14 protein-coding genes are annotated in these 14,654 nt (G+C 57.2%); 5 read left to right on the plus strand and 9 right to left on the minus strand.

Translation table 11 applies throughout. The features are described 5' to 3' along the window. Positions 1-58: 58 nt before the first annotated feature. Complete coding sequence (locus BM229_RS13715) at positions 59-439, minus strand: hypothetical protein (RefSeq protein ID WP_093928208.1); 381 nt, start codon at positions 437-439, stop codon at positions 59-61. A 405-nt stretch (positions 440-844) separates the two neighbouring features. Between BM229_RS13715 and istA the strand changes: the two genes are divergently transcribed. Both istA and istB read left to right on the plus strand, forming a co-directional pair. Beyond that, positions 845-2,374: an IS21 family transposase gene (gene istA, locus BM229_RS13720; protein WP_093928209.1), complete on the plus strand. Its 1,530-nt coding sequence runs from the start codon at positions 845-847 to the stop codon at positions 2,372-2,374. Continuing rightward, positions 2,364-3,155, plus strand: coding sequence for an IS21-like element helper ATPase IstB (gene istB, locus BM229_RS13725; protein WP_093928210.1), 792 nt, complete (start codon positions 2,364-2,366; stop codon positions 3,153-3,155). Before istA ends, istB begins: the two co-directional genes overlap by 11 nt. Positions 3,156-3,981: 826 nt before the next feature. Here istB and BM229_RS13730 read toward each other — a convergent pair. The 3 genes from BM229_RS13730 to BM229_RS13740 all read right to left on the minus strand — a co-directional run bounded on the left by BM229_RS13730 (position 3,982) and on the right by BM229_RS13740 (position 6,868). Further along, entirely contained in the window at positions 3,982-5,259 is a 1,278-nt protein-coding gene (locus tag BM229_RS13730; protein WP_093928211.1) for a TRAP transporter large permease, read from the minus strand. Position 5,260: 1 nt separating this feature from the next. Beyond that, complete coding sequence (locus BM229_RS13735; protein WP_093928212.1) at positions 5,261-5,791, minus strand: TRAP transporter small permease; 531 nt, start codon at positions 5,789-5,791, stop codon at positions 5,261-5,263. Positions 5,792-5,884: 93 nt separating this feature from the next. After that, a complete protein-coding gene (locus BM229_RS13740; protein WP_093928213.1) occupies positions 5,885-6,868 on the minus strand; it encodes a TRAP transporter substrate-binding protein in 984 nt (327 codons plus the stop codon). Between the two features lie 396 nt (positions 6,869-7,264). Between BM229_RS13740 and uxaC the strand changes: the two genes are divergently transcribed. Genes uxaC through BM229_RS13755 form a run of 3 tightly spaced genes read left to right on the plus strand, consistent with a single transcriptional unit; the run spans position 7,265 to position 10,549 of the window. Beyond that, positions 7,265-8,671, plus strand: a complete 1,407-nt coding sequence (gene uxaC, locus BM229_RS13745) for a glucuronate isomerase (protein WP_093928214.1) — start codon at positions 7,265-7,267, stop codon at positions 8,669-8,671. After that, positions 8,668-10,122: a mannitol dehydrogenase family protein gene (locus BM229_RS13750; RefSeq protein ID WP_093928215.1), complete on the plus strand. Its 1,455-nt coding sequence runs from the start codon at positions 8,668-8,670 to the stop codon at positions 10,120-10,122. The genes uxaC and BM229_RS13750 overlap by 4 nt, the downstream gene beginning before the upstream one ends. Position 10,123: 1 nt before the next feature. Then, the gene (locus BM229_RS13755; RefSeq protein ID WP_093928216.1) at positions 10,124-10,549 is read left to right on the plus strand and encodes a GlcG/HbpS family heme-binding protein; all 426 of its coding nucleotides are present in this window, start codon (positions 10,124-10,126) and stop codon (positions 10,547-10,549) included. Here the strand turns inward: BM229_RS13755 and BM229_RS13760 are convergent. The 5 genes from BM229_RS13760 to BM229_RS13780 form a co-directional block, all read right to left on the minus strand. After that, the gene (locus tag BM229_RS13760) at positions 10,546-11,424 is read right to left on the minus strand and encodes an NAD(P)-dependent oxidoreductase (RefSeq protein WP_093928217.1); all 879 of its coding nucleotides are present in this window, start codon (positions 11,422-11,424) and stop codon (positions 10,546-10,548) included. The genes BM229_RS13755 and BM229_RS13760 overlap by 4 nt on opposite strands. A 73-nt stretch (positions 11,425-11,497) precedes the next feature. Continuing rightward, on the minus strand, positions 11,498-12,649 hold the full coding sequence (gene uxuA / locus BM229_RS13765) for a mannonate dehydratase (RefSeq protein ID WP_093928218.1): 1,152 nt from the start codon (positions 12,647-12,649) through the stop codon (positions 11,498-11,500). Between the two features lie 12 nt (positions 12,650-12,661). Continuing rightward, positions 12,662-13,573: a sugar kinase gene (locus tag BM229_RS13770; RefSeq protein ID WP_093928219.1), complete on the minus strand. Its 912-nt coding sequence runs from the start codon at positions 13,571-13,573 to the stop codon at positions 12,662-12,664. A gap of 8 nt (positions 13,574-13,581) precedes the next feature. Continuing rightward, positions 13,582-13,893: a cupin domain-containing protein gene (locus BM229_RS13775; protein WP_093928220.1), complete on the minus strand. Its 312-nt coding sequence runs from the start codon at positions 13,891-13,893 to the stop codon at positions 13,582-13,584. A 9-nt stretch (positions 13,894-13,902) separates the two neighbouring features. Continuing rightward, entirely contained in the window at positions 13,903-14,646 is a 744-nt protein-coding gene (locus BM229_RS13780) for an SDR family NAD(P)-dependent oxidoreductase (protein WP_093928221.1), read from the minus strand. Between the last annotated feature and the right edge of the window lie 8 nt (positions 14,647-14,654).

The raw sequence follows: 14,654 nt of genomic DNA on the forward strand, positions 1-14,654 counted from the left end.
ACCACGGATGGTCATGAACTCAACGCTGATCGGCGTAGAAGGCGCATTACAAGCAGACTTAGGTTTCATTGAGCTTTCCGATCCCGAGAGCTTCTTCGATACCCTTTGGTTGGGAGACCCACCGGTCATGTTCAAGGCTAAATTCGGCACCGTTGATGCAATAGCGGTGCTTCCCAGGCTCACCATCCGACTTGCGCATTTTCGGACCAGATGCTGCCCATCCAGTCTCAGCACCTGCGACAGCACCAGGCAACTCTCCAGTCATTGGGTCCATGTCAAGGTGGTAGGTTGCTAACTCAACAACGAATGAGAACTCTCGGCCATCGTAGTTAACCTGAACAACATCGCCCTCATTAACTGGACATTTTTCCATGAGCGATTTTGGTTCTGAGTTCTTCAATTTCGCGTTGAGCCTCAATGAACCTTCGCTTTGCGTCATCGAGCTATTCTAAGTCGGTCACCGTCAAAGATCCTTATTCTTTACTTGTTATTAAGTTTATCAGTTGAGATGACTTCTGTCCCACCGCCTTAAAACGCTGAACTTCGCTACAGTGTCGGAAAGTCCCCACTGCCGACCTTCATCCTCCGATAATGCTACGCGATGGACGAATGGCCGCTCTGGTGAATCTGCGCCGCAGCAATAGCCAGCCTTGCGAACGGCAGCAACGGGCCGTGAGTGGCAGTCTTCACTGCGAGTAGGAAGTACCCCTTGCTGCATTTGGACCTGAGTCTGTTGATTGTCACCGAGAACTGACCCGGCAACTGCAGAAATTGTCATTGAGAATTGACCCATGTGCAACCTTGCCCCTGCTTGAATCAGCTGGGAGCTATTGGAGTGTTAGACATGGGATTTCTGAGGATTATTCGGAAATGGGCTCTGCGAGACAAGATGCCCATCCGCGAGATTGCGCGCCGGACAGGGGTGTCTCGCAACACGATCAAGAAGTATCTGCGGACAGGGATAGTTGAGCCCGAGTTCCAAATTTTGGACCGACCGAGCAAGTTGGACCCTTATGCTGAGAAGCTGACAGGCTGGTTGCTGTCTGAGCAGCGTAAATCACGGAAGGAACGGCGAACGGCCAAACAGATGCATGCGGATCTGGTTCAGCTCGGCTTTGATGGCTCATATGAGCGTGTCGCGGCCTTCGTGCGGAACTGGAAGGGCGAACGACAGCGTGCTCAACATACGACTGACCGGGGTGTTTTCGTGCCGTTGGTCTTTCAGCCGGGCGAGGCATTCCAATTCGATTGGAGCGAGGACTGGGCCTATGTCGGGGGCGAGCGTCTCAAGCTTCAGGTCGCCCATATCAAGCTGTCCCACAGCCGCGCATTTCTGGTGCGGGCCTATCTGCTGCAAACGCATGAGATGCTGTTCGATGCCCACTGGCATGGCTTTCGGGTGTTTGAGGGTGTTCCGGGGCGTGGCGTCTATGACAACATGAAGACAGCCGTTGACCGGATTGGTGTCGGCAAGAAGCGCGATGTAAACGCACGGTTCCTTGCGATGACCAGCCATTATGTCTTTGACCCTGAGTTCTGCAATCCTGCGGCAGGGTGGGAGAAAGGTCAGGTTGAGAAGAGTGTGCGCGACGCCCGCCATCGGCTTTGGCAACTCATGCCCGCCTTTCCGAACCTCAATGCGCTGAATGAATGGCTGGAGGAGCGCTGCAAGCTTCTGTGGGCCGAGACACCGCATGGCAGATTGCCTGGCAACATTGCGGATGTCTGGGACGCCGAGAAGGCCGCGCTGATGCCACTGCCCACAATGTTTGACGGCTTTGTCGAGCAGAGCAAGCGGGTGTCCCCCACTTGTCTAATAGCATTCGACCGTAATCGCTACTCAGTGCCTGCCAGCTTTGCGAACCGCCCTGTCAGTCTCCGTATCTATCCTGAACGGCTGGTCGTCGTCGCCGAAGGCTACGTGGTCTGCACGCATGAGCGCATTATTGAACGCTCACACCGTCAGCCAGGGCGGGTTATTTATGACTGGCACCATTATCTGGCGGTGGTTCAACGCAAACCCGGCGCGCTGCGCAACGGGGCGCCCTTCGTTGAGATGCCAGAAGGGTTCCGGAAGCTGCAGGATCAGATGTTGCGTAGGCCAGGTGGTGACCGCGAGATGGTCGACGTCCTGTCCTTGGTGTTCCACCATGACGAACAGGCCGTGCTTTGCGCGGTGGAAATGGCGCTGGAGGCGGGCGTGCCAACAAAAACCCATGTATTGAACCTACTTCACAGGCTGGTGGATGGCGCACCGATAGACCAGCCTGATGTGACCCCGCCTGCGGCCCTTTCTTTGAATAAGGAGCCCGAGGCCAATGTCGCACGATATGACGGGCTACGCACGACGGAAGGAACACGTCATGCGTCATGATCCCGCCGGTGCTGCCATCGTCATCATGATGCGCAGCCTGAAGATGCCGGGCATGGCACAGGCCGTGCAGGACCTGCATGAGCAGGGATCGCCCGCTTTCGATGCAGCGATCCCCATGTTGTCGCAGCTGCTTAAGGCCGAGATGGCTGAACGTGAGGTGCGTTCCATCGTCTACCACATGAAGGCAGCACGCTTTCCGGCATACAAGGACATCTCTGGCTTCGACTTTGGCGCCAGCGAAGTCCGCGAAGCATTAGTGCGCCAGCTTCACCGATGCGAGTTCATGGACGCGGCTGAGAATGTAGTGCTGATCGGGGGCCCTGGAACGGGAAAATCGCATGTCGCTACCGCCCTCGGCATTCAAGCAATCGAGCATCATCGCAAGCGTGTGCGCTTCTTCTCCACGGTCGAGTTGGTCAATGCGTTGGAGCAGGAAAAGGCCCAAGGCAAGGCAGGAAAGATCGCCGAGGTGCTGGTGAAAGCCGATTTGGTGATCTTGGATGAGCTGGGATATCTGCCGTTCAGCGCTTCGGGTGGCGCGTTGCTGTTCCACCTTCTGAGTAAACTCTACGAGCGCACCAGCGTCGTCATCACAACCAACCTGAGCTTTAGTGAATGGGCCAGCGTGTTCGGTGATGCAAAGATGACCACCGCGCTCCTCGACCGCCTCACACATCGTTGCCACATTCTCGAGACCGGCAATGACAGCTACCGGTTCAAGGCCAGCTCCGCGACAGCCAAAAAGAAACGAAAGGAGACAGCGGCATTGACGCCATCATAACGCAAAGAACATAACAATTGGGTGGGTCAAGTCTCGGTGACAATGCCGGGTCAGTTCTCGGTGACAATCAACAGTTCGAGGTACCGGCGAACCGGTAGCGTTTTCATACGAACAAGGCATGTCGAGTGACAGCTTAACAGCAACCATTGATCAAGAAGTATTCGTTGGCAAATCTGTGATGCGGTGAAGCTCAACAGCTATTGGTAATGTAGGCCTGTCTACATTAGTGGCGTCCAGCTATACTGGAGACTTCGTTGCCAAATTGCTTGGCAATCGAGGATCAACTCTATCCTGTGAACTGCAATATGCTGAGTCAAGTGGTCCTACGACAGCTGGTGGGGTCGGAGTCTGTCAACATAGTGATGGGCGGCTTATAGATATTATCTGGTAGCGCCACAAACACACCCATTTTGAACGTTCACATTCGAGGTTTTTTGGAGCAGGCTTGAGGTCCGATAGGCGGACCTTCCTGCCGTTCGCGGTGGACACTCAGTTTCCGCCGCGATTGCGAACACCCCCGGGAGGAAGGGCGGGCTGCACTGCGGCAACACTGACTTTGGCCAAGGCCGGCTTTGGGCCGCTCCTAGAGGCGCGGCCTATGCAGCAGTGGCGAAGAACTCTGCACCTCAATTGGTCAGCAATCGCTCAACCTGTCTTTTGCTGCTAAGATCACTAAGGTCCGCTTTCCCGGCCTTCATCCACCGGCAATACTACAAGATGGATGAATGGGCGATTCAGTGGCGCTTCGCCGCAACGCTCTGCCCCGAGACAGTAGTAGGTCAGACCGAAAGCAGTGAACCCCCGCCTTAAAGCGGGGAGCGCAAAATCAGAACAGCGACGGCAACCAAAGCGATACAGCCGGAACATAGGTCACCAAGATCAAAGCGCCGAGGATCGCGATGTAGAAGGGCCAGATCGATTTCAACGCCGTTTCGATCTTGATTCGACCGACCGCACATCCCACGAACAAACAGGTTCCGACGGGCGGTGTACAGAGGCCGAGGCCGAGGTTCATCAACATCATGATGCCGAATTGCGTCGGGTCCATGCCAAGACCCTTTGCGATAGGCAGGAAGATCGGTGTGCAGATCAGAATAAGGGCGGCCATATCCATGATCATTCCGAGCACTAGCAGGATCACGTTGATCATCAGCAAAATGATGATGGGGTTATCCGAGATCAAAACCAAGGCTTCGCTGAGGCGGGCAGGTACTTGGTAGAGGGCCAGCAGATAGGCAAACGAGCTGGCAAAGGCGATAAGGATCATGACCATCGACGTCGTGCGCACGGTACCGACCAAAGCGATCTTGAAGGAGTGCCACGTCAGGCTCCGATAGTAGAACTTGGTCAAAAGGATTGCGTAGATCGCACCGAAGGCACCGGATTCCGTCACGGTAAACACACCCGACAGCGTACCGCCGACGATAATCACGGCGGTCAAAAAGCCGGGTATCGCGTCGGCGGCACTGCGTCCAACCTCACGCCATCCGGGGAATGGCTCGGATGGATAGTTATGTTTGACGGAAAGGATATAGGCGGCGATCGCAAGGCTGATGCACATCAACAGACCGGGGACGACCCCAGCAAGGAACAGTTTGGAGACAGAGATCCCGCCACCGGCGGCAACGGCGAAGATGATCATGTTGTGGCTGGGAGGGATGACGATCCCGGCGATGGACGACGTCACCGTGACATTCACCGCAAAGTCGGGCCGGTATCCACGCTCTTTCATAACGGGGACAAGGATCGATCCAAGCGCCGAGATGTCCGCCACGGCAGAGCCGGAGATGCCGCCAAACAGCATTGACGAAAAAATATTTACCATCGCAAGGCCGCCCTTGAGGTGTCCTACGAGGGCCGATGCAAGCTTGACCAGTCTAGCAGCAATCCCGCCGTGAAGCATAATCTCGCCCGCGAGGACGAAGAAGGGGATCGCCAGAAGGGAGAAAACCGAAACGCCCGCTGTCGCACGCTGGAAAGTGATGAGCATCGGAAAGCCTTCGATCCAGAAGGCAGAGGCGGCAGCGATGCCCATGGCAAAGGCGACGGGCAAGCCGATGAAGACGCCGATGGCAAACACAAGCAAAAGGATCACCAGGCCCATATCAGGACTCCCGCGTTTCGAATTGGGGATGCCAATCGGAATAGGTAAGAATGCGAATGATGCCGCGCGTGCCCGCATGCAGCACGATCAAAGCGCCACACAGGGTGATGGCGAGGGTGCGAGAGCTCTCGGGGATTTCCAGCATGGGCAGGTTGGAATCCCAGCCAAATATCATCAATTGCGTGCCTGCGTAAAACATGACGCTGCCGAACGCGGCGAGGATAAAGTCGATTGCCATCATGATGACTTTTTGCACCGGAATGGGCATGACGTCGCGAAACAGTGTGACGCCCAGATGGGTGTTGTCCCGAACCCCCGCGGCAGCGCCCAAAAATGCAATGTAGCAGATCAGGAGCAACGCAAGCTGCTCGACCCAAGTTGGCGTGGCGTTCAAAACATAGCGGCCAAAGACCAGCCAACCGAATGTAACGATCAGTACGACGAGAGCGATACACGCCGTCAGAATGCTGGCCCATTGAACGGCCGCAAGTACGGTTTCACATCTTTCCAGAACGGTCTTCTTGCCACTCATAACAGTCTCGCCGAGTTAATTTTTTTGTCCGAATGAAAAACAGTCCGCGCCGCAAAGGACACGGGCCGTTTCATTCATTCACTCGATGCAGGTTCACTCAGCGTTGCGGATCATGTCCACCAAAGGCGCAAGATCAGGGTTCGCTTCAAGGAAGCTTTCGTAAACCGGTGTCATCGCGGCTTGGAAAGGCGCTTTGTCCGCTACGGTGTTCACGATCGTACCGCCAGCCTTGACTGTCTCCATGGAAGCCGCTTCACGGGCCTGCCACAGTTCACGCTGCAACTCGGTAGAGGCTTGCCCCGCCTCTTTCACGATCTTTTGCTGCTCGGGTGTCAAAGAGTCGAAAGTCTTTTTCGACATGCAAAGGCACTCGGGAATGATCAGGTGCTCGGTCAGCGAGTAGTATTTTGCGACCTCATAGTGGCTTGTCGATTCGTAAGAGGGCGGATTGTTCTCCGCGCCGTCGACGACGCCTGTCTGGATGGACTGGTACACTTCGGAGAATGCCATCGGTGTCGCGTTGCCGTCCATGGATTCGACCATCTGCACGAAGAGGTCGTTGCTCATCACCCGGATTTTCAGACCTTCGACATCAGACGGCGTGTTGATCGGGCGGGCGGAGTTGTAGAAGGACCGGGCGCCAGCGTCATACCAGCCAAGCGGCTCAACACCGCGGGCGCGCATGCCTTCGGAAATCGCCTCACCGACTTCGCCATCCATGAGTTTGTACATCTGTGGGATCGAAGAAAAGATGAATGGCAGCGAAACAACGTTGGCTTCCGGCACGGAAGTCCCGAAAGGGCCAAGGCTGAATTCACCGAAATCCAATACGCCAAGGCGAAGCTGTTCGATCGCGTCAGGCTGGCTGCCCAGAACGCCATTGTGGAAAGTCTTTGCCGTCAATTCGCCGTCCGTGGCTTCAGAGATGGACTCTGCGAAAAAGTCCATGGCGATAGACACTGGATAGTCCTCAACGTGAATGTTCCAGCCTCTGAGCTCTTTCGCCGAAACGGATGTCGCCGCGAGTGCGATACAGCTGCCGAGCAGTGCGCTGCGAAGTGTGAAACCTACTGTCATGTGATCCTCCCAGATACGTTTGACTATTTGGAACGTTGATGTGCCCTCTCACATCGCTCGCCCATCGTAACAGGTATACTAGTATGTCCTGTCTCTGTTTGAGTCAATTATCCATCTGCGAAAGTGGTGTTTTTTGCACGAGGCCGCGGTTTTTACTAAGGTTTTTAAGGGGTGGAATGATCGATCTGCGCCTCTTGTCAGGGGGGCGATTATATATTGGGCACCCCACCATCATTCGACTTCGCGGGTGCGAGGGGGCACGCTTAACCTCGTGTTTTCTTCAACCAGCTGTGGGGAAGACATCAAAACAGAGGAGGCCAGTAATTCCTTATATCACGTGACAGACCAACTGATGATGACTAGAATACCAGATAATTCATTAGTGAAGGCCCAGTGATGACCCAGCTTCATCCCAACCGCTTGTTTCCGGTTGAACCCGAGTTACGAAAACTGGCGCGCACGCTCCATGATGAGGTGCGCGATCTGCCCATCATCAGCCCCCACGGCCATACCGACCCGCGCTGGTTTGCTGAAAACAAAGCCTTCGCCAACCCGTCCGAGCTGTTCGTCACCCCCGATCATTATGTGTTCCGGATGCTCCATTCTCAGGGGATCGCGTTGGAGGAACTGGGTGTGCCGCGCGTCGATGGCGGTGCCATCGAGCAAGACCCGCGCAAGATTTGGCGTTTGTTTGCAGACAACTATCACCTATTCCGCGCCACACCTTCGCGCATTTGGATCGACCATGCGCTGCAAGAGGTCTTTGGCGTTACCCAGCGTTTGTCTGCGACCACCGCTGACGAGATTTACGACCAGATCGACGGTTGCCTCGCGCAAGAGACCTACCGCCCCCGTGCGCTGTTCGAACGCTTCAACATCGAAGCACTCTCCACCACCGACAGCGCGATCGATGACCTGCGCTGGCACCGCATGATACGGGAAAGCGGCTGGTCCGGAAGGGTGGTCACGGCCTACCGGCCCGATGCCGTCATCGACCCCGAGTTCGAAGGGTTCGCCGACAATGTCGCTACCTTGGGCGAACTCGCAGGGGAGGATACGACCACTTGGGCCGGATACCTAGCTGCCCATCGGAACAGGCGTGCCTTTTTCAAGGAATTCGGCGCCACGTCGACAGATCATGGTCATCCTACCGCCCGAACCGAAGACCTCTCGCAGGAGGCCGCCGCCGCTCTCTTCGACAAAGCCCTGCGTGGGGCATGCACGCAGGAAGAGGCGGATGCGTTTCGCGGTCACATGCTGACTGAAATGGCGCGGATGTCGCTGGATGATGGATTGGTCCTGCAAATTCACCCCGGGTCCTGTCGCAATCACAGTGGTCCGATCATGGAACGCTTTGGCCGCGACAAAGGCTATGACATCCCAACGCGCACCGATTATGTCCAAGCGCTGCGCCCTTTGCTGAACGCCGTGGGGCAGCACCCGAGAATGACCATCATCGTTTTCACTCTGGATGAGACGGCGTTCGCGCGGGAGCTTGCGCCCTTGGCTGGGGTCTATCCCGCACTGAAACTGGGGCCGCCTTGGTGGTTTCACGACAGCGCCGAAGGCATGCGGCGGTTTCGCGAAACGGTCACGGAAACGGCGGGGTTTTACAATACCGTTGGCTTCAACGATGACACGCGGGCCTTCTGCTCGATCCCCGCGCGGCACGATGTTGCGCGGCGCGTCGATTGCAGTTTTCTCGCGACGCTGGTGGAGACAGGGCGGCTTGACCGGGATGAAGCCGACGAAGTGGCCCATGACCTGTCCTACGGGTTGGCCAAGACGGCCTATAAGCTATGACCCAACCTCGTCTGCAACGGTCGACCGATCCGCGCCCCCAAACCGGTATCGTCCACCTCGGCCTTGGTGCATTCTTTCGGGCTTTTGGCGCACCGACAACCAGCGATGCCATGGCGGCAAGTGGCGGCGGTTGGGGGATCGTCGGGGTCTCTCTTCGCAGTTCGGATCTGCGCGATGCCTTGCGGGATCAGGGCTGGGCCTACACCGCCGTTTCCGTAGGATCGGAAGTGGAAACCCCGCGTGTGATCGAGATCTTGAATGACGTGCTCGTCGCACCGCAGAATCCTGCCGCAGTGTTGAAAGCGTTGGCCGATGCGGATGTGCGCATCGTGACCCTAACGGTGACTGAAAAGGGCTATTGCCACATCCCGGCGACGGGAAAACTGGACCGTGGTCACCCCGATATCGCACATGACTTGGCAAGCCAGCTTCCTAAATCCGCGATCGGATTCATCGTGCGCGCTTTGGCGGAACGTATGCGCGCGGGCGCACCGGCTTTCACGGTGATGAGCTGCGACAACCTTCCCCAGAACGGTCGGCTTTTGCGCGGGCTGGTCCTTGAGTTTGCGGCCCTCGTCGACCCCGAGTTGCAGCGTTGGATCGCCGAGAACGCCCGGTTTCCCTGCACGATGGTGGACCGTATCACGCCTGCGACAACCCAAGATGACATCGCACGGATCGCCGCGCTGACGGACCGCTATGATGCCACGCCGGTTGTGCATGAGCCCTTTTCCCAATGGGTTATCGAAGATAGCTTTGTCGCGGATGCACGGCCCGATTGGACCGCCGCGGGTGCCGAGCTGGTCCCCGATGTCGCATTCCACGAAGAGATGAAGCTGCGAATGCTGAACGGCGCGCACTCGGCTTTGGCCTACACAGGCTATCTGGCAGGATATGAAACCATTTCCGAAACCGTGGCCGATCCCGTGTTCAAGCGGTTTGTTCACGGTCTTTGGGATGAGATTATGCCGACGGTCAAAGCACCGGCAGGCGTTGATTTGAGCGATTATGCCACGTCATTGTTCGCGCGTTTCGCAAACCCCAATATCCAGCACCGCACATGGCAAATCGCGATGGATGGCAGCCAGAAACTGCCACAACGGTTGCTGGGAACCATGGGCGACGCGCATAAATCCGGCCGCGATACTCCGCTCATGTGTTTGGCGGTTGCGGCATGGATGTTCTATGTGCGCGGCGTCGATGAAGCAGGCAGTGCAATTGATGTCCGTGACCCTTTGGCAGGCGAACTCGATGCATTGACCGCCGCAGCAGACGGGCCGGAAGCAACCGTAACCGCGCTGCTGGGAATGAGCGCGGTGTTCCCCGAAGGCTTGGCGCGCCAACTGAAAGCACCTTTGACCGCCGCTGCGAAGGAGGTTTGGGCCTTTGGCGTGCGAGCAGCGATTGAGCGGGCCGTTAATGGCCCACAAGAAACAGAAGAAAGAACTTAGAATGCAGACTATTCACCGTCTTGATTGCGACGACGCGCAGCGTATTATCGAGGCCGCAAAGAAACACGCCGAGGCAATCGGTGTGCCGATGTGCATCGCGGTCATGGATGAAAGCTGTCACTTGATCGGGTTTCTGCGCATGAATGGCGGGAAAATCCCCAGCATCACAATGGCCATCGACAAATGCTTTACGGCGACGGGAACCCAGAAGCCGACGCAGGCCCTGGCCGAACCCAGCATGCCGGGCGGCCCTGTCTACGGGCTCACCTCCGCACATGGCGGACGTTTTGTCGTGATCGCAGGTGGGTTGCCAATACTCAAGGATGGCGAAGTGATCGGGGGTATCGGGGTAAGTTCGGGAACACCGGCCCAAGACCTTGAGGTCGCACAGGCCGGTGTTGATGCGTTTGACGCTGAGGGCACCTAGCCTTTAAGCTTCAGGAAGTAGTCGAAAATTTCGGGTACGTTGCCATCACTCATGCCTGCATCGACGGCGGCCTGAAGGTTGTGCGACGTGCCTTCGGCAATCTCGGACCGCGTGCCAAGATCGCTGACCATTTCAAGGAAATAGGCGATGTCCTTGTTGGCATTCGCCAATGAGAACCCAAGGTCGCTTACACCATCGACCGCGTATTTTTTACAGAATTGCATGAAGGGTGAATTGGACGGACCTGCCGACATGATCTCATACAACTGCGCCGGGTTGAGGCCCGCCCGGTCGGCAACGGCGAAGGCTTGGCTCATGGCGCTGACGGTCGTCATGCCCATGAAGTTGTTGATCAATTTCGTCGTATGCCCCGCACCGAGCGCGCCGACGTAGAATACGTTTTCACCTAAGATATCCAGCGTGGGTTTGACAGAGGAGAATGTGTTTTCATTCCCAGCGGCCATGATATTCAGCAACCCATCCTTGGCGTGTGCGGGTGTGCGGCCCAGTGGCGCATCGATCATGCCCGCGCCTTTGGCGGCGAGGTCGGCACCGATCTTGCGCGTGGATGCCGGAATGGATGTGCCGAAATCGATCAGAACGGCGCCCTTTTTGATACCCGCTAAGATGCCATCGTCGCCGTAGACCAAGCTTTCCACAACTTCAGAGGTGGTGACGCAGAGCATGATGATGTCGCAGGCCTCCGCCATCTCCCGAGGGGTAGCCACCTCGCGGGCTCCGCGGGCGACGGCCGCATCGACCGCTTTTCGGTTTCGGCCCATGATAACAGGTTCGATGCCGTTCTTCTGAAGGCATTCGACCATATTGCCGCCCATGAGGCCGAGCCCGATAAAGCCGATGACAAGGTTTTCCATTTCCTACTCCTAGACGAACAAGTAATCTCCCGCCTTACCTTACGTTCATACAGACTAGTATACTAGAAGAAAGTCATCTTTTGAGGGCAGTGACGATCCCGCGCAGTTCGGCCAAGCCGCGCATCCGCCCGATAAGGGTATAGCCGGGCTGGGTTTCCGCCTCGGCATCCGACAAAAGGGCATGACCATGATCCGCGCGGAAGGGGATCTCGGCATTGCGTAGCCTTTCGGCCTTCAGGATTTCATTCACGACCGCGACCATGTCGACATCACCCGTCAAATGGGCCGCCTCACTAAACGATCCGTCGTGCGATTTGGTCACGTTGCGCAGATGGACAAAGTGGATGCGATCCGCAAAGGCGCGCGCGATGCCAGGCACGTCGTTATCCGCATGAGACCCTAGCGATCCGCTGCAGAGCGTCAGGCCATTCGTCGGATCTGGGTGGGCGTTCATGATCCAGTCGATATCACTTTGCGTCGATACGATGCGGGGCAGGCCCAAGATATCGCGCGGGGGATCATCGGGGTGGATGCACATGCGAATGCCAAGCTCGGAAGCTGCCGGAATGACTTCCGCCAGAAACCGCCCGAGATTTGCGCGCAGATCATCATGGGTTAGCCCATCGTATGTTGTCAGAACGTCGCGCAAGCCGCTGATATCGTACCTGTCATAGGCCCCCGGAAGGCCGGACATGATCGCGTGCAAGAGCGCCGCCTTGTCCTCTTGTGAAGCGGCGTCATGCCACACACGTCCTTGTCGAACGGCATCGGGGTGATAGGTTTCCTCTGCGCCCTCGCGCCCCAGCATATGAATTTCGAACGCGGCCATCTTGGCTGCTGAAAAATGCAGGCAAGTACCACCGCGCGCGACAGGCGCCATCAGGTCGGTGCGGGTCCAATCTAGGATCGGCATGAAGTTGTAGCAGACGGTCGTGATACCTTCAGCGGCAAGGTTCGCGAGGGATTGGCGGTAGTTTTCGAACAGGCCTGACAGATCTCCGGTCCCGCGCTTGATGTCTTCGTGAACGGGCAGGCTTTCGACGACATCCCATGTGAATCCGGCTGCCAAAATCTCGTCGCGGCGTTTGGATATGGCGTCACGGGTCCAGACTTCGCCGTAGGGGATCGCATGCAGCGCGCTCACGATGCCTTCCGCCCCTGTCTGTGCGACCTGATCCAGCGGAATAGGGTCGAACTCACCGAACCAGCGCCAAGTCTCCCGCATCTTTCCGCCTCTTCAAATTTTGGATGGGCCCAGATTGATGTCGACCAAAGCACCACGGCCCTGAACGACCGCGCCGGACAGGCGACAGGCCATCGCGATACTGTCTGACAATGGCTGCCCACCGACATGCCCCGCAAGGATTGCCGCGTTGAAACTGTCACCGGCAGCCGTGGAATCCACCACATTCGTGACCGGCGCGACGGCAACCGTTCCGCGATCCTCCGGGCTATCATAGTAAACGTCACCGGCGCCATTCTTCACGATTACGGTGCTCGCCCCTGCCGCGCCGTAGCGATCTGCGGTGGCTTGTGGGGACGCATCCTTGAACCAATCCGCCTCATCCTCGAACGAGGGTAGAACAATGTCGGATACCGCAGCACCCGCCATGATGACCGAGAGCATCGTTTCGCTATCGTCCCAAAGCCGGGGGCGAAGATTGGGGTCGAATGCGATCGTTTTGCCGCTAGCACGAGCCGCTTTCAAAGCCGAAATGAACGCGTCGCGGTCGCCAGCCTCAAGGATCGCCAAAGTGATCCCTGAAAAATAGATCAGATCATGCGCGTCAATCGCACGTTCCAATGCGGGGAGGTCAGCGGCCAGCTTGCGGGCCGCCGATTGACCACGCCAATAGGAGAAGCTCCGTTCGCCATTCTCCAAAGAGATCAGATAGAGGCCCACGGTCCGGTTCGGCACCTCGACACAATAGCTGTCATCGACGCCGGCAGCCGTGATCGTGTCACGCAACTGGCCCGATATCGTGTCGTCCCCCAGCCCCGTGAAATAGGACACTGGGCTGTCTGGGACGATGCGCGCCAGATACCATGCGGTGTTGAACGTATCCCCCGCAAACCCAAGCTTGAACGCCCCCGCATCCTCCTGCGGGGAAAGCTCTGCCATACATTCCCCTATGGACAAAATCCGCATGCCGAAGGCTACAGGAAATCGTCACGCCGGGGCGTGAAGCAGTCGATCAAAGTGCCTGGCTCAAGGCAGACGCATCCATGGGTCAGTTGGGTCGGAATGACGAAGCTATCACCGGGCCCCACCTCTTTTTCGACATCGCCGAGAGTAAAGCGGAAACGCCCCGTCTCGACATATGTCGACTGCACATGCGGGTGATCGTGCAGCGCGCCAACCGCACCGGCTTCCGCAAAGCGGAACGCCACGACCATCATCTCAGGATGGTCCGAGAGTACTTGCCGGGTGACGTTTTCGCCAGTGGGCACAACAGGAAAATCAGCCATCTTCTATCCTTAGCTGAACAGCATACCGCCATTGATGTCGATGTTTGTCCCCGTGAGGAAGGCACTGTCATCGCAAGCTAGGAAGAGCGCGGCACTGGCCACATCATCCACGGTGCCTTGGCGCTTCAGCGGGGCGTTCGCCTCGTACCCGCGACGGCCCGCATCGGGCGTGTGGATGTTGTGGAAATCCGTATCGATCATGCCGGGGCAAAGCGCATTTACGCGTACATCGGGCCCAAGCTCTTTGGCCAAGCCGCGGGTCATGGTCACAATGGCACCTTTGGAAGATGCATAGGCCACCGAACCGGGGCCGCCGCCATCACGCGCGGCCTGACTGGCGAGGTTCAAGATCGTACCGGTTTTGATATGCTCCAGGCAGGCTTTGGTCATCATGAATGTGCTGGTCAGGTTAAGCGACATGACCGCATTCCAGTGATCCAGATCCATCTCTGCCAGTGTTTTGCGTGCGATCAGCCCGCCTGCGTTGTTCACCAGAATATCAATGCCGCCGAATGCTTCGAGCGTTTTTGCCACCAGATCATCGACGTCTGCCTGCTTGTTCAGATCACCCTGAACCGCAATTGCCTTGCCGCCAGCGGCTTTGATCTTGGCCACGACATCGTCGGCACCTTTGGAGCTGGCGAAATAGTTTATCGCGACATTCGCGCCTTCTTCCGCAAATTTGAGCGCGACCGCCGCCCCGATATCCCGACCACCGCCAGTGATGATGGCTGTTTTTCCTGCAAGTTTCATAAATCTAC

It is taken from the genome of Sulfitobacter dubius, assembly GCF_900113435.1.
GTDB classification, from domain to species: Bacteria; Pseudomonadota; Alphaproteobacteria; order Rhodobacterales; family Rhodobacteraceae; genus Sulfitobacter; species Sulfitobacter dubius.

Excerpts from the sequence above, each read along its gene's own strand:
- BM229_RS13715 (WP_093928208.1), bottom strand. The coding sequence starts at position 439 with ATGACGCAAAGCGAAGGTTCATTGAGGCTCAACGCGAAATTGAAGAAC.
- istA (WP_093928209.1), top strand. The coding sequence starts at position 845 with ATGGGATTTCTGAGGATTATTCGGAAATGGGCTCTGCGAGACAAGATG.
- istB (WP_093928210.1), top strand. The coding sequence starts at position 2,364 with ATGCGTCATGATCCCGCCGGTGCTGCCATCGTCATCATGATGCGCAGC.
- BM229_RS13730 (WP_093928211.1), bottom strand. The coding sequence starts at position 5,259 with ATGGGCCTGGTGATCCTTTTGCTTGTGTTTGCCATCGGCGTCTTCATC.
- BM229_RS13735 (WP_093928212.1), bottom strand. The coding sequence starts at position 5,791 with ATGAGTGGCAAGAAGACCGTTCTGGAAAGATGTGAAACCGTACTTGCG.
- BM229_RS13740 (WP_093928213.1), bottom strand. The coding sequence starts at position 6,868 with ATGACAGTAGGTTTCACACTTCGCAGCGCACTGCTCGGCAGCTGTATC.
- uxaC (WP_093928214.1), top strand. The coding sequence starts at position 7,265 with ATGACCCAGCTTCATCCCAACCGCTTGTTTCCGGTTGAACCCGAGTTA.
- BM229_RS13750 (WP_093928215.1), top strand. The coding sequence starts at position 8,668 with ATGACCCAACCTCGTCTGCAACGGTCGACCGATCCGCGCCCCCAAACC.
- BM229_RS13755 (WP_093928216.1), top strand. The coding sequence starts at position 10,124 with ATGCAGACTATTCACCGTCTTGATTGCGACGACGCGCAGCGTATTATC.
- BM229_RS13760 (WP_093928217.1), bottom strand. The coding sequence starts at position 11,424 with ATGGAAAACCTTGTCATCGGCTTTATCGGGCTCGGCCTCATGGGCGGC.
- uxuA (WP_093928218.1), bottom strand. The coding sequence starts at position 12,649 with ATGCGGGAGACTTGGCGCTGGTTCGGTGAGTTCGACCCTATTCCGCTG.
- BM229_RS13770 (WP_093928219.1), bottom strand. The coding sequence starts at position 13,573 with ATGCGGATTTTGTCCATAGGGGAATGTATGGCAGAGCTTTCCCCGCAG.
- BM229_RS13775 (WP_093928220.1), bottom strand. The coding sequence starts at position 13,893 with ATGGCTGATTTTCCTGTTGTGCCCACTGGCGAAAACGTCACCCGGCAA.
- BM229_RS13780 (WP_093928221.1), bottom strand. The coding sequence starts at position 14,646 with ATGAAACTTGCAGGAAAAACAGCCATCATCACTGGCGGTGGTCGGGAT.